General features: G+C 64.7%; 20 protein-coding genes. 11 read left to right on the plus strand and 9 right to left on the minus strand.

Going from position 1 to position 26,150, the window contains the following annotated elements; genetic code table 11:
• Window positions 1-66: 66 nt before the first annotated feature.
• From gatB to gatC, 3 genes are read right to left on the minus strand one after another with little or no spacing between them, the layout of a single operon-like run.
• Window positions 67-1,521: an Asp-tRNA(Asn)/Glu-tRNA(Gln) amidotransferase subunit GatB gene (gatB, locus tag KUW00_RS17825; RefSeq protein ID WP_222569742.1), complete on the minus strand. Its 1,455-nt coding sequence runs from the start codon at window positions 1,519-1,521 to the stop codon at window positions 67-69.
• Window positions 1,521-2,981, minus strand: coding sequence for an Asp-tRNA(Asn)/Glu-tRNA(Gln) amidotransferase subunit GatA (gene gatA, locus KUW00_RS17830; protein ID WP_222569743.1), 1,461 nt, complete (start codon window positions 2,979-2,981; stop codon window positions 1,521-1,523). Before gatA ends, gatB begins: the two co-directional genes overlap by 1 nt.
• Window positions 2,982-3,035: 54 nt before the next feature.
• Complete coding sequence (gatC, locus tag KUW00_RS17835) at window positions 3,036-3,323, minus strand: Asp-tRNA(Asn)/Glu-tRNA(Gln) amidotransferase subunit GatC (protein WP_045993051.1); 288 nt, start codon at window positions 3,321-3,323, stop codon at window positions 3,036-3,038.
• A 177-nt stretch (window positions 3,324-3,500) separates the two neighbouring features.
• Between gatC and KUW00_RS17840 the strand changes: the two genes are divergently transcribed.
• From KUW00_RS17840 to tldD, 7 genes are all read left to right on the plus strand, one after another.
• Window positions 3,501-4,538, plus strand: coding sequence for a rod shape-determining protein (locus KUW00_RS17840; RefSeq protein ID WP_045993052.1), 1,038 nt, complete (start codon window positions 3,501-3,503; stop codon window positions 4,536-4,538).
• Window positions 4,539-4,615: 77 nt separating this feature from the next.
• Window positions 4,616-5,512 carry a rod shape-determining protein MreC gene (mreC, locus tag KUW00_RS17845; RefSeq protein ID WP_045993053.1) on the plus strand — a complete coding sequence of 299 codons (897 nt, stop codon included), beginning with the start codon at window positions 4,616-4,618 and terminating at the stop codon, window positions 5,510-5,512.
• Entirely contained in the window at window positions 5,512-6,000 is a 489-nt protein-coding gene (mreD, locus tag KUW00_RS17850) for a rod shape-determining protein MreD (RefSeq protein ID WP_222569744.1), read from the plus strand. Before mreC ends, mreD begins: the two co-directional genes overlap by 1 nt.
• Before the next feature lie 46 nt (window positions 6,001-6,046).
• Complete coding sequence (locus KUW00_RS17855; RefSeq protein ID WP_222569745.1) at window positions 6,047-6,697, plus strand: Maf family protein; 651 nt, start codon at window positions 6,047-6,049, stop codon at window positions 6,695-6,697.
• A gap of 189 nt (window positions 6,698-6,886) precedes the next feature.
• Window positions 6,887-8,350, plus strand: coding sequence for a ribonuclease G (rng, locus tag KUW00_RS17860; protein WP_045993056.1), 1,464 nt, complete (start codon window positions 6,887-6,889; stop codon window positions 8,348-8,350).
• A gap of 4 nt (window positions 8,351-8,354) precedes the next feature.
• Window positions 8,355-12,281, plus strand: coding sequence for a YhdP family protein (locus KUW00_RS17865; protein ID WP_222569746.1), 3,927 nt, complete (start codon window positions 8,355-8,357; stop codon window positions 12,279-12,281).
• Window positions 12,278-13,729 (plus strand): metalloprotease TldD, encoded by a 1,452-nt coding sequence (tldD, locus tag KUW00_RS17870; RefSeq protein ID WP_222569747.1) that lies wholly within the window; start codon window positions 12,278-12,280, stop codon window positions 13,727-13,729. The genes KUW00_RS17865 and tldD overlap by 4 nt, the downstream gene beginning before the upstream one ends.
• A gap of 163 nt (window positions 13,730-13,892) precedes the next feature.
• Here tldD and yjgA read toward each other — a convergent pair whose 3' ends face one another.
• Window positions 13,893-14,396, minus strand: coding sequence for a ribosome biogenesis factor YjgA (gene yjgA, locus KUW00_RS17875; RefSeq protein WP_045993059.1), 504 nt, complete (start codon window positions 14,394-14,396; stop codon window positions 13,893-13,895).
• 151 nt (window positions 14,397-14,547) lie between these two features.
• On the opposite strand from yjgA, the gene pmbA reads away from it, so the two are divergent.
• Both pmbA and KUW00_RS17885 read left to right on the plus strand, forming a co-directional pair.
• Window positions 14,548-15,888 carry a metalloprotease PmbA gene (pmbA, locus tag KUW00_RS17880; RefSeq protein ID WP_045993060.1) on the plus strand — a complete coding sequence of 447 codons (1,341 nt, stop codon included), beginning with the start codon at window positions 14,548-14,550 and terminating at the stop codon, window positions 15,886-15,888.
• A gap of 174 nt (window positions 15,889-16,062) precedes the next feature.
• A complete protein-coding gene (locus KUW00_RS17885; protein ID WP_222569748.1) occupies window positions 16,063-17,121 on the plus strand; it encodes a DUF1214 domain-containing protein in 1,059 nt (352 codons plus the stop codon).
• A 91-nt stretch (window positions 17,122-17,212) separates the two neighbouring features.
• Here the strand turns inward: KUW00_RS17885 and KUW00_RS17890 are convergent, their stop codons facing one another.
• On the minus strand, window positions 17,213-18,487 hold the full coding sequence (locus KUW00_RS17890; RefSeq protein WP_222569749.1) for an O-acetylhomoserine aminocarboxypropyltransferase/cysteine synthase family protein: 1,275 nt from the start codon (window positions 18,485-18,487) through the stop codon (window positions 17,213-17,215).
• A 173-nt stretch (window positions 18,488-18,660) separates the two neighbouring features.
• Between KUW00_RS17890 and KUW00_RS17895 the strand changes: the two genes are divergently transcribed.
• Window positions 18,661-19,260 (plus strand): HD domain-containing protein, encoded by a 600-nt coding sequence (locus KUW00_RS17895; RefSeq protein ID WP_315901184.1) that lies wholly within the window; start codon window positions 18,661-18,663, stop codon window positions 19,258-19,260.
• A gap of 36 nt (window positions 19,261-19,296) precedes the next feature.
• On the opposite strand, the gene KUW00_RS17900 is transcribed toward KUW00_RS17895, so the two are convergent.
• From KUW00_RS17900 to KUW00_RS22700, 4 genes are all read right to left on the minus strand, one after another.
• Complete coding sequence (locus KUW00_RS17900; protein ID WP_108132883.1) at window positions 19,297-20,883, minus strand: SLC13 family permease; 1,587 nt, start codon at window positions 20,881-20,883, stop codon at window positions 19,297-19,299.
• Between the two features lie 246 nt (window positions 20,884-21,129).
• Window positions 21,130-21,855 (minus strand): hypothetical protein, encoded by a 726-nt coding sequence (locus tag KUW00_RS17905; RefSeq protein WP_222569750.1) that lies wholly within the window; start codon window positions 21,853-21,855, stop codon window positions 21,130-21,132.
• A gap of 153 nt (window positions 21,856-22,008) precedes the next feature.
• The gene (locus KUW00_RS17910; protein ID WP_108132881.1) at window positions 22,009-23,136 is read right to left on the minus strand and encodes an HlyD family secretion protein; all 1,128 of its coding nucleotides are present in this window, start codon (window positions 23,134-23,136) and stop codon (window positions 22,009-22,011) included.
• On the minus strand, window positions 23,136-23,540 hold the full coding sequence (locus KUW00_RS22700) for a DUF3302 domain-containing protein (protein WP_108132880.1): 405 nt from the start codon (window positions 23,538-23,540) through the stop codon (window positions 23,136-23,138). The genes KUW00_RS17910 and KUW00_RS22700 overlap by 1 nt, the downstream gene beginning before the upstream one ends.
• Window positions 23,541-24,053: 513 nt before the next feature.
• Here KUW00_RS22700 and KUW00_RS17920 point away from each other — a divergent pair.
• On the plus strand, window positions 24,054-26,012 hold the full coding sequence (locus tag KUW00_RS17920; RefSeq protein ID WP_222569751.1) for an alkyl/aryl-sulfatase: 1,959 nt from the start codon (window positions 24,054-24,056) through the stop codon (window positions 26,010-26,012).
• The last annotated feature ends 138 nt before the right edge of the window (window positions 26,013-26,150 follow it).

Raw genomic sequence — 26,150 nt, forward strand, 5'->3', positions numbered from 1 at the left:
TCCTTGGGTAAAGCCAGTGGAAGCCGGCGATGGCGCTGCCATCGCCGGTGGTCGCCGTAGCGCCCATCAGCACAGGGCGTCGAGCTTTTCCTTGAGCAGGGCGTTGACCTGCTGGGGGTTGGCGGTGCCGCGTGAGGCCTTCATCACCTGGCCGACGAAGTAGCCGATCATCTTGCCGCGCTTGTCGGGCTCGGCGTCACGGTACTGGGCCACCTGGGCGGGGCTGTCGCTGATCACCTGGTCGACCATGGCTTCGATGGCGCCGGTGTCGGTGACCTGCTTCAGGCCCTTGGCCTCGATGATGGCGTCGGCGCTGTCGCCTTCACCGTTCCACAGCGCCTGGAACACCTGCTTGGCGGCCTTGCCGTTGATGGTCGAGTCGATCACTCGCTTGACCAGGCCGCCGAGCTGCTCGGCGCTGACCGGGCTGTCGGAGATGTCCAGTCCGTCACGGTTGAGCGCGCCGGACAGCTCGCCCTGGACCCAGTTGGCGGCCTGCTTGGCGTCGCCACAGATGTCCTTGACCTGCTCGAAGTACTCGGCCATCTCGCGGCTGGCTGACAGCACGCCAGCGTCGTAGGCGGACAGTCCCAGCTCGCTCTGGAAGCGCGCGCGCTTCTCGGCGGGCAGCTCGGGCAGGCTCTCGCGCAGGTGGTCGACGTAGGCGCAGTCGAGCACCACCGGCAGCAGGTCGGGGCAGGGGAAGTAGCGGTAGTCGTTGGCTTCTTCCTTGGTCCGCATGCTGCGGGTCTCGTCGGCCTCGGGGTCGTAAAGGCGGGTTTCCTGCACCACCTTGCCGCCGTCCTCGATCAGCTCGATCTGGCGCTCGACCTCGTAGGCGATGGCGCGCTCGACGAAGCGGAAGGAGTTGACGTTCTTGATCTCGGCACGGGTGCCGAATTCCTGCTGACCCTTGGGTCTGACCGAGACGTTGACGTCACAGCGCATCGAGCCTTCGGCCATGTTGCCGTCGGAGATGCCGAGATAGGTGACGATGGAGTGGATCGCCTTGAGGTAGGCCGCCGCCTCCTTGGCCGAGCGCATGTCCGGTTCGGAGACGATCTCCAGCAGCGGCGTGCCGGCCCGGTTCAGGTCGATGCCGGTCATGCCGTGGAAGTCCTCGTGCAGCGACTTGCCGGCGTCTTCCTCGAGGTGGGCGTGGTGCACCCGGATGACTTTGTTCTCGCCGTCCTCCAGGCAGATCTCCACTTCGCCGGCGCCGACGATGGGATGGTACATCTGGCTGGTCTGGTAGCCCTTGGGCAGGTCGGCGTAGAAGTAGTTCTTGCGATCGAACACCGATACCTCGGGGATCTCGGCGTGGATGCCGAGGCCGAATTTCAACGCCATCGCCACCGCCTGCTCGTTGAGCACGGGCAGCACGCCGGGCAGGCCCAGGTCAACGGCGTTGGCCTGGGTGTTGGGCTCGGCACCGAAGGCGGTGGAGGAGCCGGAAAAGATCTTGGAGCGGGTCGCGAGCTGGACGTGCACCTCGAGACCAATGACGGTTTCCCACTGCATCAGGAGTTCTCCTCGGTCATCTCGGGACGCTTCAAATGCCAGTCGGTGGCCTGCTGGAACTGGTGTGCCACGTTGAGCAGACGGGTCTCGGCGAAGTGGGTGCCGAGAATCTGCAGGCCCACCGGGCGCTTGCCGGCGAAGCCCGCCGGAACGCTGATGCCGGGGATGCCCGCCAGGTTGACGGCGATGGTGTAGATGTCCTGCAGGTACATCGAGACCGGGTCCTTCTGGGCGCCCAGGTCGAAGGCCGGGGTCGGCGCGGCGGGGCCCATCAGCACATCGACCTCTTCGAAGGCGTCGAGGAAGTCCTGTCGAATCAGTCGGCGAACCTGCTGGGCCTTCTTGTAGTAGGCGTCGAAGAAGCCTTCGGACAGGGTGTGGGTGCCGATCAGGATGCGTCGCTTGACCTCCTCGCCGAAGCCCTCCGCGCGGGAGCGCTTGTACAGATCGATGAGGTCCTCGGGGTTGTCGCAGCGATGGCCGAAGCGCACGCCGTCGTAGCGCGACAGGTTGGAGGAGGCCTCCGCCGGCGCGATCACGTAGTAGGCCGGGATGGCGTAGGCGGTGTGGGGCAGGCTGACCTCGCGCACGCTGGCGCCGAGCGATTCGTAGACCTTGATCGCTTCGCCGATGGCCTGGTTGACGCCGGCATCGAGGCCGTCGCCGAAGTATTCCTTGGGCAGGCCGATCTTGAGGCCGGACAGCGGCGCGCTGAGCTCCTCGGTGTAGTCGGGAACACCGCGGGCCACGCTGGTGGAGTCGCGCACGTCATGGCCGGCGATGACGTTGAGCAGGTGGGCGCAGTCTTCGGCGCTGCGGGCCATGGGGCCGCCCTGATCGAGGCTAGAGGCGTAGGCGATCATGCCGTAGCGCGAGACCCGGCCATAGGTCGGCTTGAGCCCGGTGATGCCGCAGAAGGCGGCCGGCTGGCGGATCGAGCCGCCGGTATCGGTACCCAGCGCCGCCGGCACCAGGCCCGCGGCGACGGCGGCGGCGCTGCCGCCGGAGGAGCCGCCGGGGACGGCGTCAAGATCCCAGGGGTTCTTGACCGGGCCATAGAAGCTCGACTCGTTGGAGGAGCCCATGGCGAATTCGTCCATGTTGGTCTTGCCCAGGCTGACCGTGCCGGCGGCCTTGAGCTTTTCCACCACGGTGGCGTCGTAGGGGGCGACGAAGTTGTCGAGCATCTTCGAGCCGCAGCTGGTCTTGACCCCCTGGGTACAGAAGATGTCCTTGAGTGCCAGCGGCACGCCGGTCAGGCGGCCGGCTTCGCCGCGGGCGCGGGCCTGGTCGGCGGCCTCTGCGGTCTCGAGCGCCTGGTCGGCGGTGACGCTGACGAAGCTGTTGAGCGTGCCGTCGAGGCGGTCGATGCGTCCGAGCAGATCCTGGGTCAGCTCGCGACTGGAGATCTCGCCGGCGTCGAGCGCCTGGCTGATCTCGGTCAGTGTCCTGTCATGCATGGGCCTGGCTCCCTGTATGCGTGAATCCAATGTCGAGAAGGGTGGGGCGCGGGGTCACTCGACGACCCGCGGCACCAGGTACAGGCCATTCTCGACCTGGGGAGCGCAGCGCTGGAAGTGCTCGCGCTGGTCGTTCTCGGTGACCTCGTCGGCGCGCAGGCGCTGGGTGGCATCGAGGGGGTGAGCCAGCGGGGCGACGCCTTCGGTGTCGAGCGCCTGGAGCTGATCGACCATCTCCAGGATTCGGCCGAGATCGTCGTGATAGTGGGCTGCGTCATTCTCAGAAAGGTCGATCCGGGCCAGGTGAGCGGCACGGAGGACCTCGGCGTGTTCAAGCGCCATGATCAATTCCTCGACGGAAGGGGTCCATGAAATGACCGCAGAAGGTACCACATTCGCGCGTCGTCGGGCAGGTCTTGCCGGTCAAGGGAGACGCGCATCACGCTTGCCGCTAGGGGGGGTCAGTGATACCGTTTGCGTCCGCACAGGGTTTCCGGTCTGCACTAGGTATCTTTATCCATGTTCAAACGTTTACGAGGTGTGTTTTCCAGCGATCTGTCGATCGACCTGGGGACGGCCAATACGCTCATCTATGTGCGTCATCGCGGGATCGTCCTGGATGAACCCTCCGTGGTCGCGATTCGGCAGTCCGGCAACATGCGCAGCGTTGCTGCGGTCGGCGCCGATGCCAAGCGCATGCTGGGCCGCACCCCCGGAAACATCACCGCCATTCGTCCGATGAAGGACGGCGTCATCGCCGACTTCACCGTGACCGAGCAGATGCTCCAGTACTTTATCCGCAAGGTGCATCAGAGCACCTTCCTGACGCCGAGCCCCCGAGTCCTGGTGTGCGTTCCCTGCATGTCCACGCAGGTCGAGCGTCGCGCCATCAAGGAGTCCGCCGAGGGCGCCGGTGCCCGTGAAGTCTTCCTGATCGAGGAACCCATGGCCGCGGCCATCGGGGCCGGGCTGCCGGTGGAAGAGGCGCAGGGTTCGATGGTTGTCGACATCGGTGGTGGTACCTCCGAGATCGCCATCATCTCGCTCAATGGCGTGGTCTATTCCGAGTCCATCCGCATCGGCGGCGATCGTTTCGACGAGGCCATCAGTTCCTATGTACGGCGCCACTATGGCAGCCTGATCGGCGAAGCCACCGCCGAGCGCATCAAGGAAGAGATCGGCTGTGCCTATCCGGGCGGCGAGCTGCGCGAAATCGACGTGCGCGGTCGCAACCTGGCCGAAGGCATTCCGCGCAGCTTCACCCTCAATTCCCACGAGATCCTCGACGCCCTGCAGGAGCCGCTGGGCTCCATCGTGTCGGCGGTCAAGAGCGCCCTGGAACAGTCACCGCCCGAGCTTGCATCAGACATCGCCGAGCGCGGCCTGGTGCTGACCGGTGGTGGCGCGCTGCTGCGTGATCTGGACAAGCTGATCGCCGAGGAGACCGGCCTGCCGGTGGTGGTCGCCGATGACCCGCTCACTTGCGTGGCACGTGGTGGCGGCAAGGCGCTGGAGATGATCGATCAGCACACCTTCGAGCTGCTCTCCAGCGACTGACGACGTCTGGCCCAGGACCTCCAGGGAGTCGGCCTATCAAACCGCTGTTCTCGCATGGCTCCGTGCCCGGGTACCGCATGCTGTTGTGTGCGGTGCTCGCGGGCGGGCTGATGTTTGTCGATACCCACTTCACCCGAATGGAATCGGTGCGTGCCCAGTTGTCGACGCTGGTGGCGCCGATCCAGTGGGCCGTCAGTCTGCCCAGTGACGTGCTCAACTGGGGCGCCCTGGCGCTGTCCGAGCAACGCTCGCTGGTGGAAGAGAACGCGCGACTGCGCGAGCAGCTGCTGACCCTGTCCCATCGGGTACAGCGCATGGCCAGCCTGACCGCCGAGAACGTGCGCCTGCGCGAGCTGCTCGACGCCGCCCGGGATCACGAGGTGCCTTACCTCACCGCCGAACTGCTGTCGCTGGATCCCGACCCCTTCACCCACCAGATGGTGATCGATCGTGGCCGCCGCGATGGCGTCTATGTCGGCCAGCCGGTGATGGACTCCTCCGGTATCGCCGGTCAGGTCAGTGAGCTTTCGGCCTACTCGAGCCGCGTGCTGATGCTTACCGATGCCAGTCACGCCTTGCCGATCCAGGTCAATCGCAACGGGCTTCGCTTCATCATCCAGGGTACCGGCAGCTACGACGCGCTGAAGGTGCTGCACGTGCCGGATACCGCCGACATTCGCGTCGGTGACCTGCTGATGAGCTCCGGCCTGGCCGGACGCTTTCCTGCGGGTTATCCGGTGGCCAGGGTCAGCGACGTCAGTCACGATCCTGGCGAGCCCTTCGCCACGGTCAGCGCCGCTCCCGTCGCCCAGTTGCAGCGCTCGCGTCACTTCCTTCTGCTGTTTCCGCCGGAGCCTGCGCTCGACGTCTCGCGAGGACGCTGGCACCCGGAACTGGACCCCGAGGCCGTCGAGGCAGCCCGCCGCCTGGGTGAGCTGTTGACGCCCCCCGAGCAAGACGAGGAGGACGACTGATGGCCGCTACCCCTCGCGTCAGCCTGGTGTGGGTATGGTTGACCCTGTCTCTGGCGCTGTGTCTGCAGGTCATGCCCATGGCCGACGGCTGGCAGGTCTGGCGGCCCGACTGGCTGGGCCTGATGCTGTTGTACTGGTGTATGGCACAGCCCGACCGGGTGGGCGTCTTTCATGGTTTCGTGCTGGGCCTGCTGCTGGACCTCATCGAAGGGGCGCCGCTCGGGCAGAGCGCGCTGACGCTGTCGTTGCTGGCCTTCCTCTCGGCGCTGGTATATCCCCGCTTCAGGGCCTACTCGCTGCTCCAGCAGGCGGTGCTGATCTTCGTCCTGCTGGGACTGGTGCAGTTGGTGGAACAGTGGCTGCGTACCCTGTTCGGCCCGTTTTCCATGCACCTGTCGTTTCTGATGCCATCGTTGATCGGGGCGGCGCTGTGGCCCTGGCTGGCGACCCTGTTCAAGGCCATCGGCCGGCGTTCCGCCAAGACCTGAATCCCTCATGACCTGAGCCCCCACGAAAGCGTTGGAGACGCAAGCGATGAGTGAGCCCCTCGATGCTGATGTGAATTCCCCGGTGCTGCGCCTGGCCTCTGCCTCGCCCCGGCGGCGTGAGCTGCTGGCGAGCATCGGTGTGGCGGTGGAGATCGCGCCGGTGGATATCGACGAGACGCCGCATCCTGGTGAAGCGGCCCGGGATTACGTCGCCCGCCTGGCCCGGGCCAAGGCCGTGGCTGGGGCAGAAGCCGAGACTGGGTCTGAGTCCAGGTCCAGGCGTGAGACGGGCCTCGACTTGCCGGTGCTGGGCTCCGACACGTCGGTAGTGCGCGACGGCGAGATTCTCGGCAAGCCTGTCGACGCCGAGGACGCCTTTGTCATGCTGCGCTCGCTGTCCGGGCGCTGGCATCAGGTGATGACCTCGGTGGCGGTCAGCGGACCCGCCGGGGTGCTCGAGGCAACGGTCGTCAGCGATGTGCTGATGCGTGAGCTCCAGGACGACGAGATTCGCGCCTACTGGCGCACCGGTGAGCCTGCCGACAAGGCAGGCGGTTACGCCATCCAGGGGCTCGCCTCGATCTTCGTCGAGCGCGTCGAAGGCAGCTATTCCGCGGTGGTGGGGCTGCCGCTCTACGAGACGGCGAGCCTGCTGCGCCGACAGCGCGTGCCTGTGTGGAACGGCGCTTTATTTTGACGGTGTCGTGAGGGTGGCGTGAAGGTGTAGTGGCGCCGCCGCTCGACGAGACGGCGAGCCACCCGCTGGGCCACCGGCAGGCGTGTGCTGCTTCAGTCGAGCCGGACGGGAGGTCCGGCGCCAGCGCCATCGCAACCGCCAGCGGCTATGTCATAATGGCGCGAGACATCAAAGGACAAGGACTGCCGAATGAGTGGTGAAGTACTCATCAACCTGACGCCCATGGAAACCCGCGTGGCCGTGGTGGAGAACGGCGTGCTGCAGGAGGCCTTCATAGAGAGGGCCAGGCGTCGTGGCATCGTCGGCAATATCTACCAGGGCAAGGTGGTGAGGGTACTGCCCGGCATGCAGGCGGCCTTTGTCGATATTGGCCTGTCTCGTGCAGCCTTCATTCACGCCCACGATGTCGGTGAGCACAGCGCCAACGGTGATGACCAGCCGTCCATCTCGCAGCTCTTGCATGAAGGCCAGTCGCTGGTGGTTCAGGTCACCAAGGACCCCATCGGCTCCAAGGGCGCTCGCCTGACCACCCACTTGTCGGTACCGTCGCGCTACCTGGTGTACATGCCGGACTCGCCTCATAACGGCGTGTCCCAACGCATCGAGGACGAGACCGAGCGCGAGCGCCTGCGCGGTCTGGTCGAGGAAGCCGCGGCCGAGCAGCAGATCGAGGTCTCCGGTGGCTTTATCGTGCGCACCGCCGCCGAGGGCGTGACGCTCGAGGAGATGGTCGCCGACATGCACTTCCTGCTGCGGCTGTGGCGCAAGGTCAGCGAACGCCGGCTGACCGCGCCGGCGCCCAGCGTCATCTACGACGATCTGCCGTTGTTCATGCGCACCCTGCGCGACGTCATGCGCGACGATATCGAGAAGGTGCGCATCGACTCCCGCGAAAACCACGTCAAGCTGGTCGAGTTCGCCGAGGAGTTCATGCCCTCGGCGGTGGGACGCATCGAACATTACGCCGGCGAGCGACCGATCTTCGATCTGTACAGCGTCGAGGACGAGATCCAGAAGGCGCTGGCGCGCAAGGTCCAGCTCAAGTCCGGCGGCTATCTGGTGATCGACCCCACCGAGGCGATGACCACCATCGACGTCAACACCGGCGCCTACGTTGGTCACCGCAACCTCGAAGAAACCATCTTCAAGACCAACCTCGAAGCGGCCACCGCCATCGCCCGTCAACTGCGTCTGCGCAATCTCGGCGGCATCATCATCATCGACTTCATCGATATGGTGGACACCGAGCACCAGCGCCAGGTGCTGAGGATGCTCGAGAAGTCGCTGGAACGGGATCACGCCAAGACCAAATGCACCGGCGTCACTGAGCTCGGGCTGGTACAGCTGACCCGCAAGCGCACCCGTGAAAGCCTCGAGCAGACCCTGTGCGAGCCGTGTCCCTCCTGCCAGGGCAGGGGCACCCTCAAGACGCCGGAATCGGTGTGCTACGAGATCTTTCGCGAGATCCTGCGTGAAGAGCGCGCCTACAATGCCGAAACCTACGCGGTGCTGGCCTCCCAGGCGGTGGTGGACCGACTGCTCGACGAGGAGTCGGCCGCGGTCGCCGATCTCGAGGAATTTATCGGCAAGACCATTCGTTTTCAGGTCGAGACCCACTATTCCCAGGAGCAGTACGACATCGTGCTGATGTGATCCGATGAGGCCGATCCGCCTGCTGACTCGCTGGTTGTTGACGCTGGTGGCGGTAGTGCTGGCGATGGCCGCGCTGCTGTCGCTGGTGCTGCGCGTGTCGCTGGGCCAGGTCGATCGCCTCGAGGGTCGACTGGTCGAGATGATAGCGTCACGCTTCGAGGCGGAGACCCATCTGGTGAGTCTCGAAGGCAGTCTGCATGGCCTCGACCCCGGCTTGACCCTTGACGGGCTGCGACTCGAGGCCGAAGACGCCACGGGCAGCTATCCGTTGTTGCAGGTCGAGCGCGGTGAAGTGCGCCTGGACACCCTGGCGAGCCTCGACGAGGGGCTGCCGGTGGTCGACAAGGCCCACTTCCAGGGCGTCACCCTCCATCTTTATCAGGACCGCGAACGTCGTTGGCTGTGGCCACAGCCGGCGCGTATCCCCCCCGAACTGATGCCCGAAGGGCAGTTTGACCTCGAGCGTCTGGACTTCTGGGTCGGCGTCATGCTGCGCCAACGTGCCTGGGTCGATGACCTGCGCGTGGTGCTGCACGGGCGCCGCGAGGTGACCACCCTGCATGCGCCGCGGCTGTTGATGACCGGCGATGAGATGCGCACCCATATCGAGGGTGAGGTATTCATCGAGGATCGCGACGCCGAGGCCATGGAGATCGTCATGGCCTTGACGCCGGGCAGTCGCGAGGCGAGCAATTTCAGCGCCGCCCTGCAGGGCACCATGCAGCTCGACAGCCTGACCGGCTTGTCACGACTGATCGGCATCGAGGACGTGCTGCGTTTCGACGAGGCCAGCGGGGACGCCACCGTCTGGGCGCGCTGGGATAACGGACGCCTGGCGGATGTGCGCCTCGATGTACTGGCACCGCGCCTGGCGCTCAATCAGCGCGACGAGATGGCGACAGCGGTCGCCCAGGAGATGGGCGAGGGCTCGCCTGGTGGCATCGTGCTCAACGGGGCCGAATTGCGCGGTCAGTGGCTGAGACGCGACGTCGATGACTGGGAGGCCTGGTTCGAGGGTGACGCCGAAGACGTGAGCTGGACCGGCGACGACGGCGAAACCGCGCCGGAAGGTGGCGCCTTGCCCCAGTACTGGCACGTGGAAAGTCGTGAAAACGGCTGGTGGGCCAACGCCAGCGGCTTCGAGCTGGGTGCACTGGCGCAGTGGCGCGAGCGTCTGCGCCTGCCTGAGGGCCTGGCCCGGGCGGTGGACGCCTTGAAGCCCCGCGGTCAGGTGACCGGGCTGGGCTTTGGCAGGCTCGATGACGAATGGCGTGCCCGGGTCAGCGCGCTGGGGGTCGAGGTCGATCCCTGGGAGAGTGCGCCCGGCGGCGGCCCGCTGGATGTCTGGGTGGAAGCCGACGGCACCCGTGGTCGAGTGGACTTCGTCGACGCTGGCCAGGCATCGATGCATTTCCCTGAGCTGTTTGCCGCCCCCATGCAGCTCGACTACGCCACCGGCGAGGTGATCTGGTCCTACGACGGGCCGCGCAGCTTCGTCAGTGGACGCGACCTCAAGGTCGGCTGGCGCGACGCCGAGGTGGAAGGGGGCTTTGGTCTGGCCATCGCCGCCGATCGTCGCGGCGGCTTCGGTCTTGAGCTGGACATGCGCGACGTCAACGCCCGGGATATCGCCTTGAGCGAGTGGTTGCCGATGCCGCTGTTGCGCAACGATGTGGACGCCGAACTCGCGGACTGGCTGGCCAGTGGTCTGGCCGGGCGGGTGCCCCAGGGGCAGCTGCGCCTGCACGTGCCGCTGCGTGAGCAGGACGACCTCGACAGCGAGAAGCTCGACAGCAGTCTCAGCCTGGATCTGGATATCGTCGAGGGGCGGGTGCCCTACGCCGAAGGCTGGCCGGCGCTTACCAACGTCAGCGGCCACCTGTCCGTCGAGGATGACAGTCTGGAGGCGCGCGTCGACCATGCCGAGAGCCAGGGCGTGAAGACCGAAGGCGCCAGCGTCAAACTGGCCGACGAGGTCCTCAGCGTCGAAGGGCCGCTGTCGGCGTCGCTGACGCAGTTGCTGGCATTTCTTGAAGAGATGCCGGTGGAGGGCGCCGAGGCCGCCAGTAACTGGCGCGGCGAGGGTAGTGTGACTGGCCAGTTGTCGCTGTCGCTGCCGATGGCCGACCCGGATGCCCTGGACCTGAAGGTCGAGGCCGACGCCCGGGCGTCGAGGGTCGTGCATCAGGGCACCGAGCTCGAGTTCGAGAACGTCAGCGGCCCCCTGACCTGGTCCCAGCAGGGCGAAGAAGGTGGATTGTCCGGTCGTCTTGAGGGCCAGGTGCTCGGTGGTAGCGTGGCGGCCGACCTTCAGGGCCGCAACGATAGCGTGGCGCTGTCCGGACGCGCCGATGCGCCGGCGCTGCTGGACTGGGCGGGGCTCGAGCCTGGGGTACTGCTGTCGGGCTCCTTCCCCTGGCAAGGCCGGCTTGAGCTCGATGCCCAGCGTCTGTCGCTGGAAAGCACCCTGGAGGGGCTGTCGATCGAACTACCGGCACCGCTGGGCAAGCGTGCCACCCAGACGGTACCGCTCAAGCTGGACCTGAGCCTCGGCGATTCTCCGGTGTTGAGCGGCCAGTACGGGCGCGATGTCGGCGCCCGTTGGCGCGCCGCCGGGCCCGGCGGCAGCCAGGGTCAGCTGTGGGTCGGTCGGGCGGCACCTGGCGCTTGGCCCGGTGAGCCGGGCTGGTCGGTGCTGGCCTATCTGCAGCGACTCGATCTGGGCGCCTGGGCCGACGCCCTGAAACCACTGGCCGGCGCCATGCCGGAGGGCGGCTCCAGTGGCGGCGGCGGGGCGGGACTGTCACGCCTGGAGGCCCGAACCGACTGCCTGAGCGACGGCGATCGTTGTCTCGGCACGCTGACCATCGACGCCAGTCCCCGCTTCAGCCGAGGCGCCAGGCAGTGGCAGGCGGCGCTCGGCGGAAGCCTGGTCGACGGCCAGGTGACCTACCGCCCGGGTACTACCCAGCCATTGGTGCTCGATCTCGATCGATTGGTGCTGGACAACTTGATTCCCGAGAGCGGGCAAACGGCGGTTCAGGGTGCCGAGTCCGGCTCGCTGTTCGGTGAGCTTGAGGTCGCCAGCGCGCCTGCGGCCTTCCCGCAGCGAGTGCGCGAGCTGCCCGACGGGCGTCTCACCATCGACGATATCGTGTACCAGGGCAATCGGGTCGGGCCCTTCAACGGCGCATGGCGTTCCAGCAGTGATCGGCTGTCGGTCGAGCCGGTATCCCTCACCCTGGGCGAGGTCACGGCAGAGGGGTCGCTGGTATGGGAGGCCTCCGGTAGTCAGGCCAGCCTGACGCGCTCGCGACTGGCGCTCACCGGGGGCGATCCCGGGACCGCGCTGGCGGCGCTCGGGCAGGACGTGGCGGTACGCGCCGAAAGACTCGATGTGGACAGTCAGCTGGCCTGGCCGGGGGCCCCCTGGCAGTTTGCGCTGGCCCGATCACGCGGTAGCCTGAACGTCGATATGGTCGACGGGACCTTTGCCAATATCAGCTCGCCCTCGGCCAAGGTGGTGGGACTGCTCAACGTCGACAACCTGCTGCGGCGCCTGCGTCTGGATTTCTCGGACGTCACCGGTGAGGGTACCGCCTTCGACCGTGTCAGTGGTGCCGCGACCCTGTATGGTGGAGTGTTGGAAACCGAAGGGCCGATTCGTATCGATGGCCCCGCCACCGACTTTACCCTGGACGGCTCCGCCGACCTGGCGCGACGTCAGCTCGACCTGATGCTCGGCGTGACCGTGCCGGTCAGCAACAACCTGCCGCTGGCAGCCGTGGCCGTAGGGGCGCCCGTCGTGGGCGGTGCCCTGTTTGTGGCCGACAAGCTGTTCGGCGACGTCATCGACCGGGTGACGCGAATTCACTATCTGGTGCAGGGTCCCTGGACCTCGCCCCGGATCACTCTGGAAAGTGCTCAATGACATCTCAAGCTGCATCCTTCGATGAGGCCGTGGCCACCCTGTTGACCCCGGGAGGCCTCGATCTCGGCGGTCTCGACACGGGTCTCCGGCACGCTCTGGGCCCTGGCATCGACTACGCCGATCTGTACTTTCAGCGGACCTGGCAAGAGGGCTGGGTGCTGGAGGACGGCGAGGTCAAGGAAGCCAGCTACAACATCGACGGTGGCGTCGGGGTGCGCGCCATGGCCGGCGAGAAGACCGGCTTCGCCTACTCCAACCAGATCAACGCCGATGCCCTGGCCGAGACGGGCCGCACCGCTTCGGGCATCGTGCGCAGCGGCGCCACCCTGACCCAGGCGCCACGCATCCAGGTCAGTGCCGAGCCGCGCTACGCGGGCATCGACCCGCTGTCAGGGCTGTCGGCCGAAGACAAGGTCGCCATGCTCAAGCTGGCCGACCGGGTGGCCCGGGCTGCCGATCCCAGCGTGTCCCAGGTCAGCGCCTCGCTGTCCGGCGTCTACGAAGTGGTACTGGTCAGCGCCAGTGACGGCACCGTCGCCGCCGACGTGCGCCCGCTGGTGAGGCTCAATGTCAGTGTCATTGCGGTCAAGAACGGTCGGCGTGAACGCGGCAGTGCCGGTGGTGGCGGCCGCTACCCCATGGCGAGGCTGCGCGACGAAGGCGTCGCCGAGACCTACGCCAAGGAAGCGGTGCGTCAGGCGCTGGTCAACCTGGAGGCGACCGATGCCCCCGCCGGACAGATGCCGGTGGTGCTGGGGGCCGGCTGGCCCGGCATCCTGCTGCACGAGGCGGTGGGCCATGGCCTCGAGGGTGACTTCAATCGCAAGGGCAGCTCGGCCTTCGCCGGCCGTATCGGCGAGCGAGTGGCGTCGCCCGGCGTTACCGTGGTCGACGACGGCACCCTGATGGATCGCCGTGGTTCGATGTCGGTGGACGACGAGGGCACCCCCAGCCAATGCACCACCCTGATCGAGGACGGCATCCTTACCGGCTACATGCAGGACAAGCTGAACGCCCGCCTGATGGGCATGGCGCCCACCGGTAACGCCCGTCGCGAATCCTTCGCCCATATGCCGATGCCGCGCATGACCAATACCTACATGCGCGCCGGCATGGACGACCCCCAGGACATCATCAAGAGCGTCTCGCGCGGGCTTTACGCGGTCAGCTTCGGCGGCGGTCAGGTGGACATCACCTCGGGCAAGTTCGTGTTCTCGGCCAGCGAAGCCTACCTGATCGAGGACGGTCGGATCACCGCGCCGGTCAAGGGGGCGACGCTGATCGGCAATGGCCCCGAAGCGATGGGCCAGGTCTCGATGATCGGCCACGACATGGAACTGGACACCGGTATCGGGGTGTGCGGCAAGGAAGGACAGGGGGTGCCGGTGGGCGTCGGTCAGCCGACCCTCAAGCTCGACGAGTTGACCGTGGGTGGCACCCAATCCTGATACAGCCGAGGCAAGCTGGCTGAGCGACAAGGCGGCGCCGACGGAGGTGTCGGCGCCAAGGCGGAGCATGCAGGACCTAGGCACTTTTCAGACAAGCCCTAGGGCGGTGGCGGTAACGCCGTCGAGCGCAGTCACTCGTCAGACTGGCCCTCGAGCCCGGCGGTTAGATCCCTGCGGTATCACGCAATAGCTTGTAAAGCCGCTTGGCGTTGGTGGGGGGCTTGTTCTGCTCGCGCTCCTTGCGGGCGTTGCGGATCAGCTGACGCAGCGCCTGGCGATCGGCCTGGGGATAGTCTTCGAGGAAGGGTTCGACGGCGTCATCACCTTCTTCGATCAGGCGATCACGCCACTTTTCCAGGCGCAGGAAGGCATGGTCGCGCTGGACCTGAGCCTTCTCGATGTCGTCGAAGACCGCCTGGATGGCCTCCAGGTCTTCCTTGCGCATCAGCTTGCCGACGTACTGCATATGGCGGCGTCTGGCCTCGCGGGCACGAATGCGGTCGGTCTCGTCGATGGCGCGAAGCAGATCGTCCGACAGCGGGAAGCGGGCGCGCTCCTCGGGCTTCATCGCGATGAAGCGCTCGCCCAGCGCCTGCAGCTCGTGCATCTCCCGCTTGAGCTGGGACTTGCTGGGGCGGTCGTCGGGGGAAAGGTCATCCTGGGTCATACCGGGTCCCTGGTGAAGGCATCGGGGAAAATCGAAAAGGCGGTGGTCGCGCCGGGCGCGACGTCCGCGAAAGTATACCAGCCTGTGACGCCCGAGGCGCCGCAGGATGACAGTCTCAGCCGACCCCTATGGTCGGACAAGGAGTAACAAGATGACACAGGCGTTTGATGCCAGAGCCCAGCAGGCGGTGCTGGAAAGTCGTGCCGAGACCGCGCTCGAGCTTGCTCGGCGACTGGGTGCGGATGCCTGCGAGGTCGGCGCCAGCGTCGATCAGGGCACCGGTGTAAGCGTGCGCGAGGGCGATGTGGAGTCGGTGGAGCTGTCCCGCGATCAGGGCATCGCCGTCACCGTCTATCTGGGCAAGCGCAAGGGCAGCGCCTCGTCCACCGATGCCAGCGACGCCTCGATCAAGAGCGTGGTCGAGAAGGCCATCGCCATCGCCCGCTACACCGGCGAGGATCCTGCCTCCGGGCTTGCCGACGCCGAGCTGATGGCGACCGAGTTGCCGGATCTCGACGTCCATCACCCCTGGGCGCTGGACACGGACAAGGCGATAGAGCTGGCGCTTGCCTGCGAGGCGGCGGGCCTGGCCGAGCCGGGTATCCGCAGCTCCGACGGCGCCAGCCTGTCGAGCGGCGAGGGCGTTCGCGTCTACGCCAACAGCCATGGTTTTCTCGGCAGCCAGCGCGGCAGCCGTCACTCGCTTTCCTGCCTGCTGATCGCCGAGGACGCATCCGGCATGCAGCGGGACTACGACTACACCAGCGCCCGGGATCCACGGGCGCTGCGTGACCCGGCGGAGGTCGGCCGCAGCGCCGCCGAGCGTACGCTACAGCGCCTCGGGGGGCAGCGCCCCCAGACCGGGCGTTTTCCTGTGATGTTCGACCCGACCCTGGCAAGCGGCCTGATCGGCCACCTGATGTCGGCCCTGGCCGGCGGCGCCATCTACCGCGACGCCTCCTTCCTGTGTGGCCGCCTGGGTGAGACTCTTTTTCCCGAGTGGTTCAGCCTCGCCGAGCAGCCGATGCTGGTGGGTGGCATGGCCAGCAGTCCGTTCGACGGCGACGGCGTCCAGACCCGCAACAATCGCTTTATCGAGCAGGGGCGTCTGGCCAGCTACATGCTGTCGGCCTACAGCGCGCGTCGGCTCGGCATGCAGACCACCGCCAACGCCGGCGGGGCACGCAACCTGCGCCTCGAGGCGCCGCTGGAAAGCCGCGAGGCGCTGCTCTCGAAGATGGATCGGGGCGTACTGGTCACGGAGCTGATGGGGCAGGGCGTCAATGGCGTCACCGGTGACTATTCCCGCGGTGCGGCCGGTTTCTGGGTCGAGAACGGCCAGATTCAGCATCCCGTCGAGGAGTTCACCATCGCCGGCAACCTGGCAGGCATGTTCCAGGGTCTGGTGGGACTGGGGGATGATATCGATACCCGTGGCAGCATCCACAGCGGTAGCTGGTTGATCGACGAGATGACCATCGCCGGTAGCTGACAGTCTCTGAAAACGTCAATTCACTGCTTACTGAGTAGTGAGACCTGCGGCGGCCCTCGGGGCCGCCGTTTTCATGCCGTTGAGTCCTTCGTGCCGCGAAGACGCTATGCTGAGCCAGAGGCAGGGCTCTGGCCGCCAGGGCTCGCGACCGACAATCGGGGTGCGGGGATGACAATGAAGCGGTTTTCCTGGCTGCTGCTGGCAATGGCAAGCGGCCTGGTCTCGAACGCAGTGGCAGCGACCGCAGAGGCCACCGAGCCATCCAGCTCGGACGGTGCGGTCAATCTGGATACCTATGTGCGGGCGCAGACCGACACCCACTTCCAGAACTATGCCGATGATGGCTATTTTGGCAGCCTGCGCCATGACCGCGCGCCGTTGGCGGTGGACGCCGAGGTGGTTCGGGTCAATCGGGATATCCTGCACAGCGTCGGCGTCTTTGATCTGGCCTCACCGGTGACCTTCACCGCCCCGGCCAGCGCCACCCGACTGCAGTCCATGCAGGTGGTCAACCAGGACCACTACACCCCGATGATGTCCTACGGCGGACGCGAGATCGTGCTGGATGAAGAGAGCGTCGGTTCGCGCTATGCCCTGGTCATGTTCCGTACCCAGGTGGACGCCGACTCGAGCGCGGACATCGCCGAAGCCAACGCGCTGCAGGATGCCATCGAGTGGTCCCAGGATGACGCGGGAGAGCTGTCATTGCCCGAGTGGGATATGGAGCGACTGAGCGAGGTAAGAGAGGCGGTGCTTGGTCTGTCGCCCTTTATCTCCGGCAGCCACGGCATGTTTGGCGCCGAAGACAGCGTCGACCCGGTGCGGCATCTGTGGGGGACGGCCGCGGGTTGGTTGGGCCAGCCCATCGAGGACGCCTACTACGTCACCGTCAGCCCGCTTCACAATGATGGCGAGACGCCTCAGGTGCTGATTCTGCCGGTGGACGTGCCGGTCACCGGGTTCTGGTCGGTGACCGTCTATGACGCCAGAGGGCGTCTGATCGAGGGCGCCGAAGGGGCGCACTCCCTGACCAGTGTCGAGGCCGACGCCAACGAGGATGGTTCGGTAACCCTCCACTTTGGCGGCGACCCCCAGGCACCCAACCACCTGGCGATCGCCCCGGGATGGACGTATACCTTACGCTTCTACCGCCCGGCCGAAGCCCTGATCAAGGGCGATTGGCTGCCACCGTCGCCGACCCCGGTGGGGCTACCAGTGCCGGGCTCCGGCTAGATATAAAGCTCGGGCTGGATACAAAAAGAGGAACGTCCATCCCTGTGGATGGACGCTGTCACCTACACCTGCTGCGCTTCTACCGCCCGGGCTAGCCCTGAGACGCCTTGAGCGCCTGGTCCAGGTCCGCCATCAGATCGTCGACATGCTCGATGCCGACAGACAGGCGCACCATGTCCGCGGTGACCCCGGCGGCGGCCAGTTCCTCGTCATTGAGCTGGCGATGGGTGGTCACCGCCGGAATCGCCGAGCAGGTCTTGGCGTCACCGATATTGACCAGTCGAAGGATCAGCCCGAGCGCGTCGTAGAAGCGCACCCCGGCGTCTCGTCCGCCCTTGATGCCGAAGCTCAAGATGCCGGAGGCCTGGCCGTTCATGTAGCGCTTGGCCAGCTCGTGGTCCTTGTGATGTGAAAGGCCAGCGTACTTGACCCAGGACACCGCCTCGTGGCCCTCGAGGTACTCGGCGATAGTCTGGGTGTTGGCACAGATGCGCTCGATACGCAGCGCCAGTGTCTCGAGACCCTGCAGCAGATTCCAGGCGGCCTGGGCGCTGAGGGCCGCCCCCATGTTGCGCAGTGGCACGACCCGGGCGCGGGCGATAAAGGCCGCGTCGCCGACGTCTCGGGTATAGCTGATGCCGTGATAGGAGGGGTCGGGCTCGTTGAGCAGCGCAAAGCGTTCGGCATGGCTGGCCCAGGGGAAGCGACCGGAATCGACGATCACGCCACCCACGGTGGTGCCGTGGCCACCGATATACTTGGTCGCGGAGTGCACCACGATATCGGCGCCGTGTTCGATCGGTCGCCACAGGAAGGGCGTGGCCACGGTGTTGTCGACGATCAGCGGGACACCGTTGTCGTGGGCCACCTGGGCGAGTGCGGCGATGTCCACCACACTGCCCGAAGGGTTGCCGATACTTTCGCAGAACACCGCCTTGGTACGCTCATCGATGCGCTCGGCGATGCCGGCGAGGTCGTCCTTGTCGGCGAAGCGGACCTCGATGCCCTGGCGCGGCAGGGTGTGGGCAAAGAGGTTGTAGGTACCGCCGTAGAGTTCGCTGATCGAGACGATATTGTCGCCGCTTTCGGCAAGCGTCTGGATGGTATAGGTAATGGCGGCCATGCCGGAGGCCACCGCCAGGCCGGCGATACCACCTTCCAGGGCGGCCACGCGATTTTCCAGCACCGCGCAGGTGGGGTTCATGATGCGCGAATAGATGTTGCCCTCGACCTTGAGATCGAACAAGTCGGCGGCATGCTGGGCATCATCGAAGGAAAACGAGGTGGTCTGGTGGATCGGGACCGCGACAGAGTGCTGGTCGTCAGGGGCGTAGCCGTGGTGCAGGGCGAGGGTTTCGCGTTTCATGGCAGTTCCTTTGATGGCGGTTCCTGGTCGGCCAGGGGAGCGCCTGGTGGCGTCTTGGGGTCGGGTCTGACAGCCTAAGCCGCGGCGGCCGAGGTCTCAATCAGCAAAAGGTGCTGGACCGGCAATGGGCCTGACCGGGGCGCACGATAAAGAAACGACACGGGAGCGACAGCGTGGACACACCCTCCAGCGACGCAAGCGAGATCTCGGGCATCGACACCGTTGAGGCGGCGCGGCTCTTCGCCACGGCGGCTCACGGCGCCATCGGTCAGCGGCGCAAGTACCTGGACACCCCCTACATCGAGCATCCCGCCGCTGTGGCCGCGCTGGTCAGCCGCCACTGCCCCGGCGACCCCGCCATGGTTGCCGCCGCCTGGTTGCACGATGTACTGGAGGACACCCAGGTGACGGCCCAGACACTGGGCGACAACTTCGGGGAAGAGGTGGCCGCGCTGGTGTTGGCGCTAAGCGATCTCGAAGGGCCTGAGGTGGGCAACCGCGCCGTGCGCAAGCGCTTGGCGCTGGAGCGTCTGGCACAAGCCGGTGCCCGCGCTCAGACCATCAAGTACGCCGACCTGATCCACAACACCGGCTCTATCGTCGAGCATGACCCGGGATTTGCACGCCTCTATCTGAAGGAAAAGCGAGCCCTGCTCGAGGCCATGACCGAGGGGGAGGTCGGCCTTCGTCGCTTGGCCTGGGAGGTGCTTGAGCAGGCCGAGGCCCGTCTTCGACAGCGCCGACAACAGGGGGAGAGCCCCACCGGCAGGTGAGGCTCCTGGGAGCGATCAGCCAATAGCGCGGACGCTCTAGAATTGCAGACCCAGGGCCAGCCCCCCGAGTACGTAGCAGAACAGGGTGATCAGGGCGACGCCGATCACGTTGAGCACGATCCCGCCACGGGCCATCTGCGAGATGGTGACGGCGCCGGAGCCGAACACGATGGCGTTGGGCGGCGTGCCGACCGGCAGCATGAAGGCGCAGGTCGCGGCGAAGGCGGCAGGTATCAGCAGCGTCATGGCGTCGGCGCCAATGCCGACGGCGACCCCGCCCAGCACCGGGATGAAGGTCGCGGCGGTGGCAGTGTTGGAGGTGATCTCGGTAAGAAACAGCACGATCGTCGTCACCGCCACCACCAGCGCCACCATCGGCAGCGCTCCCAGCGCGCTGACCTGTTCGCCGAACCAGCCGTCGAGCCCTGACGCCGCCACCGCGCTGGCCAGCGACAGACCGCCGCCGAACAGCAGCAGTACGCCCCAGGGCAGGCCATCCTCGGCGTCCTGCCAGTCCAGCACCATGTCGCCCTTTGCGTTGCCCGGCAGGAAAAACAGCACGATACCGGCAGTGATGGCGATGGCGGTGTCATTGAGGGCATCGAGGAACGAAAACCAGTCGCCGATCAGCGGCAGGCTGGCGATCAGCCCCGGCACCACCCACAGAAAGGCCGCGCCAGCGAACACGAACATCACCATGCGCTCGCCCTGGCCAATCGGTCCCAGGTGATCGAGCTGGTCTTCGATCATCGCCTTGCCGCCGGGAATCTCATCGAGCTTGAAGCGATAGAGCACCCGGGTCATGAGTACCCAGCCGATCAGGATAAAGGTCAGCGCCAGGGGCAGACCGACCATCATCCACTGCAGGAACCCGATGTCCCGGCCCAGTTCATCGGCGGCGTAGCCGGCGACGATGGCGTTGGGGGGAGAACCCAGCAGCGTGCCGAGCCCGCCCATGGACGCCGACCAGGCGATGGCCAGTACCAGGCAGACACCGAAGCTGCGGATGTTGTCATCCTTGATGATGTCCGAGACGCGGCCGCCCTTGTGCAGGTCTTCTCCGACCGCGTCACTGTCCTGTGAGCTCGAGCGTTCCACCACCAGGGTCAGCACCGACAGCGCAATCGGCAGCATCATCAGGGTGGTGGCGGTGTTGGACACCCACATGGACAGAAAACCGGTGGCCAGCATCATGCCGAGCACGATACGACGAGGTTCGACCCCGACGCGATGCAGGGTGGTCAGGGCGATACGCCGGTGCAGTTGCCACTTTTCCATGGCGATGGCGATCAGAAAGCCACCGAGAAACAGAAACACGATGGAGCTGGCGTAGGGAGCGGTGGCCTCGGACACCGAGCGTTCGGTCAGCATGGGAATCAACACGATGGGCAGCAGCGAGGTGACCGACAGCGGAATCGCCTCGGTCATCCACCAGATCGCCATCAGGGTGCCGATGGCGGCCACCCAGCGGGCATCTGGCGACATCGACTCGGCACCCCCAAGGGCCACCCAGACCATGGCCGCACCGGCCAGCCCGAAGGCCCGCAACGACCAGATCAGCCGAGGCGAGCGTCCGCCGCTGTCGCTGTCAACGTCCTGTTGTTGTGTAAGTGACTCTGCCATGGGGCCTCCCGCCGATCGCGAAGATGGATGTGACACTGCGGTGATGTACCGCCATCTCAGCGTAGACGAGGGCCAGGGACGCCGAGTTTGAGGGCCGACGTCGGCGAACAGGATGGAGCGAACCGGCACAGCCTGATCGGTCATCCTCTCGGGCGGGGACCGGGTGGCGAGAGGCGAGAGACGAAAGACGAGAGGCGGGGCGAGAGACTAAAGACGAGAGGCGGGACGAGAGACTGTCTGCGTACCTCAGACAACGGCGTCAGACGGGGCCTTTGGGGTGACGTCATCGAGCCGATGGTAACTGGCCAGCAGGCGGCGGCTGACGCGAACATTGTTGTGAAGCCGCTGTCTGTCGTCATTGGACGTCGACGCCACGCCATGGCGCTCGAGATAGGCTTCGGCCCGATCCAGCAGCTTGCCAAGCTGGGCGGGAGTAAAGTCGTGGCCCGATGATGTCCGTTGCGAGGCAGGCAGGGAGGCGTCCTGCGGCAGCAGTTCCACGATGCGGTGGTACTGGCTATGCAGCAGGCGATGGAGGGCGCGGGCGAGGTCCTGTGACAGGTCGGCCTGAAGGCCTTCGGTAGCGACCTTGTCGTCAAGTTCCAGCAGTGCCGGTACACGGGGATCGACGCCGTGGATGGCGTGTTCGCCTTCGGGGTGCTTCAGCGTCAGCGGTATCAGCATGCGGTAGAGATGAAGGCGGTCGCGCTCCAGCGATTTGCGCGTGGCGTCGGCTTCCTGGCTCAGGCGGTTGAACTTGACCTGGGCGCCGAGGGCGTTGATCTGACTGACCGAACGGGAATAGCCGATCACCAGCGCGCTGACGAGACCCAACGAGAACAGCGATACCGCTGCACCTCCGTTGACGTCGTCGCGACTGTCCAGCAGCCAATAGCTCAGAGCGGCGCTGGCGATGACGATCACCAGTGCCACCCAGGTATTGGTGCGCGTTGATTCCTTCCTGCTGTGCATCCTTGCCCCCCGCCCCCAGCCACCTGGTGTGCCTTTCGTCGGGTACACCGGGAAAGGCTGGGTGCTGTCTGTCGCTCCCTGGTTCGCCACTCTGGGCGAACCTGACTGGGGCCAGCCTAGCAGCGGGGCAGCGTCGGCGAAACGCCTGTCGACTCAGTGGTCGATGTAGACATAGTGCTGCCAGCCGAGCATGCGCAACAGCACCTTGCGCATGATGGCGACGTGGTGAAAGTGCTCGGTGTAGACCGCTGCCTGGGCGCCGATGCCCAGCGGCATGTCCGGCATATCCTGGCCCGGGGCGAGCTTCAGGGTCACCAGCGCCGGGGCGTCGGTCCTGGCGAAGGCGTCGGCGCCCAGCAGTCGATCACCGGCGGCGACCTGGGACTCGGCGATGGCCGGTAGCACCTCGATGACTTCGGCGGCGAACACCTGGCCCGGCAGGGCGGTGAAGGTCAGTTCGGCCTCGTCGCCTGGCTGGATGCGGTTGAGTGCCTGCTGGCGGAAGGCGCCGGTAAAGCGGCCGGGTTCGTCATGCACGAAGACCCCCAGTGGCTTCAGCGGCAGCGGTACCGCCATCATTCCCGGGCGCACCGCGAGCTGTGTCAGAAAGCCGTCCGTGGGTGCGCGGATGACCGTGTTTTGCAGGTCATATTGTGCCTCGGCCAGTTGGGCGCGCTTGGCGACGACCAGCGGGTCCTCGTCATCGCCGTCGGGGCGCTGTTCTGCGCGGGCCCGCTCGAGGGCGGCCTCGGCCTGGGCGACACGTGCAGCCGCGGTCTGGGCATTCTGGGAGGCTTCGTCGATCTGCTGACGGCTGAAGGCCGAGGAGGCGGCCTGATAACGTGCCAGGGTCCGACTGGCCTGATCTCTATCGGCCTGGGCCGCCACCAGGTTGGCCTCGGCCTCGGCAACGCCGGCGCTGCGACTGTCGGAATTGCGCAGGGCGTCTTCGAGCTCCGCCGTCAGCCGCTCTACCCGGGACTCGAACTGGGTGGCGTCCAGGATGAACAGCGGGGTACCGGCCTCGACCAGGGTGTTGGGGTCGACCTCGACGGAGCTGACCCGGGCCCGGACCTCGGATACCAGCGGCGTCACCGCGTAGGCCTGGCGAACCTGGCGGGTAAAGGGATGGTTGTAGTTCATCAGCAGCACCAGGGTCGCGACCACGATGATGCCGCCGAGTACCGCAGTGGGGACCGTCCACTTGTTGAGCGGGATGCGGAAGATCTTGAACACGGCGATACACAGCGCCGCATAGGTCAGCACGATAAGCAGATCCATCAGTCCTGACCCCCCTGGGTATTGCCGGACGTATATTGGGCGCGAGCCGGTTGCTCGGCCTTGAGCGACGGCGCTGAGGCCTCCTGGGCGTCGAGCCGCTGGCGCAGGTGGTCGAGTTCAAGGCGTAACTCGTCGATCTCGCTGCGCTCTCGCGCCTGTTCTTCCTCGATCTGCTTGAAGCCCCAGCCGCGATCCGGCCGGTAGAGGGTGGCCCAGATCCACAGGAAGGGCCACAGCACGTGCAGGGTGAACAGGCTGACCCAGCCGGCGACGTGGATCGCGTCCTGGTGCGGATGGTCGCGCTTCTTGGCGATACCGTAGGGGATGTCGTGGATGACGATGACACCGTAGAACAGGGTCAACACCACGAAGCACAGGATGCCGAGGGCAAAGTAGTTCAGCATGCAATGACCTTTTTTCGCGGACCTGCGCAACGTGCGAGGTCGATTTCAATCATGGAACATGCATGTAACGATAGCAGGATCGAGCCCTGACAAAGCCAACGGATGCTTAGGCGGCGTCAACGGGACGCACCCGTCCCAGTGCTGGATTCCACGCTAAGCGCCAGGTTTCGCCAGAGGCTCGTCTCGGGCAGTTGCAGACACTATCGCGGGGGTGGTGTCGCAATGGACTAAGTATTATTTGGATAAGGGCTGAGGTTGCGCCGGAGCCAGGGTGCGAACAAGGCCTTGAATCAGGTCAGCATTCGTGACGACTTGCCTATGGATGGCGATGGGCCGGAAAGGTCTTGGCTTTATGATAGTAAAAAGCAATCAAGAATGTATTTGTGATAGTTTTTTGGTTGATAAATATGCCGTGACGGCCTCAGGTCTCTGTTCTAGCTTGAATGAGCACAATTCATTAATGACTATTGGTCGCGTTTGGCCAATGCGCATCGACAGGGACGATTACAGGGAATGAAAACCATACCTTTCGCAGTCACGGCGATTGCACTTGCCATTGGCGCCACTCCGGCAGTTGCTGCTGAAAACGCCGCATCGGAAAGCACGAAAGCCTTCAACCAGCAACTGCGAGACTACTTGCCCTTTGATGATGATACCGATTTCGAGAATGCCAGGCGTGGCTTGATTGCTACGCTGGACGAGAGTGTCATCAAGAAGCCGGACGGTTCGCCTGTCTATGACACGGCGCAATTTGACTTTGCCACGGGGGACTCTCCGGATACGGCAAATCCCAGTTTATGGCGGCAAAGTCAATTGAACGCAATAAATGGCTTGTTTGAAGTTGTTGAAGGGAAAATTTATCAGATACGAGGTTTTGACCTTGCCGTCATGACCTTCATCAGGGGGGATAATGGATGGATTGTCGTCGATCCCCTGACCGCCAATGAAACGGCTGCCGCCGGCCTGTCTTTGCTGCAAGAGCATGTGGAAGATATTCCCGTTACCGGCGTGATTATCACGCACAGTCATGTGGATCACTTCGGGGGTGTAAAAGGTATCCTGACCCAAGATGAAGTCGATGCAGGTGAGATTCCAATTGTGGCTCCTGAGAACTTCTTCGAAGAGTCTGTCAGTGAGAATCTGATCGCCGGCAATACGATGAGTCGTAGGGCCAGTTACATGTATGGCAATGTAATCGAGAAAGGGCCAGAAGGCTCACTTGGTTCTGGGCTTGGCACCACCACCGCAGCCGGTACTGTGACTATCGCTCAACCGACGATAACGATTGACGACACCCCGAAGACCGAGGTAATCGACGGTGTCGAGATCGAGTTTCTCAACACGCCAGGTGCAGAGGCACCGGCGGAGTTGATGTTTTATGTACCTGAGTTCAAGGCATTGATGCAGGCAGAGGAAATTAGCCACACCCTGCATAATCTGTATACCTTGAGAGGTGCAAAGGTACGAAGCGGTGATCTGTGGGCCAAGTATATTCACGATGTCATCAACCGGTATGGCGACGATGTAGAGGTCAGCCTGGGTAGCCACCACTGGCCCACCTGGGGTAACGAGAATGTCGTTGAATACTGGGAAAAGCAGCGTGATACCTACCGCTACCTGCACGACGAAGTGCTGCGTCTGGCCAACCATGGCGAGACAATGCTCGAGATAGCAGAACAGATCGAACTGCCGGACTCGCTTGCTCAAGAGTTCTACAATCGTGGTTACTACGGTAGTGTCAGCCATAATGCCAAGGCGCAATATCAGCTGTACTTTGGGTGGTTCAGTGGTAATCCTTCCGAGTTGCATGAACTTCCTCCTGCAGAAGAAGGTGCAAAGTTTGTCGAATACGTAGGTGGCGCGGAGCAAGTTCTCGAGAAGGCTCGTCAGGACGTGGATGAGGGGAACTATCGGTGGGCCGCGACGGCGTTGAATCATCTTGTCTTCGCGGAACCTGAGAACCAGGAGGCCAAAGATCTGCTGGCAGACGCTCTGACTCAGATGGGCTATCAAGCAGAGAGTGGTCCTTGGAGGAATTTCTATCTATCCGGGGCGAAGGAACTTCGTGAAGGCGTAGCCGAGGTGGCGACACCCGATACTGCCTCCCCAGATATGGTGAAAGGTCTACCGCTCGATATTTATCTGGATTATCTCGCTGTAAGACTTAACCATCCTGAAGCCGTCGGTAAGGACTTCGATATTAACTTTGAAATGCCCGACGTTGACGAGAAGTTCACCATCTCCATTTCCAATGGGGTAATGAACTACACGATTGGCGATTGGGCAGAAGATGCAGCGGCAACGGTGACAATCGATCGTGCGCAACTGGATAGCATCAACCTTGGTGAAACGACCATGGCGGATTCGATTGACGCGGGCGACGTGACCGTGGATGGTGATCAGCAGACTGTCGATGAATTTATCGGCCTGCTCGACAGCTTCGAATTCTGGTTCGATATCGTAACGCCCTGACTATCGCTTCAACCTTCGATGTAATGGCAAGAGCGCCCTGAACCGCCCCTCAAGTTTGGGGCGCTCTTTTGTGGGACCACTGTAAGGTCTCGAAGTATCGCGGGAAGAATATGCAGGGGAAGCCGGGGTTGTTCGCCG

The organism is Halomonas sp. DP5N14-9, assembly GCF_019802175.1.
Classification (GTDB): domain Bacteria; phylum Pseudomonadota; class Gammaproteobacteria; order Pseudomonadales; family Halomonadaceae; genus Halomonas; species Halomonas litopenaei.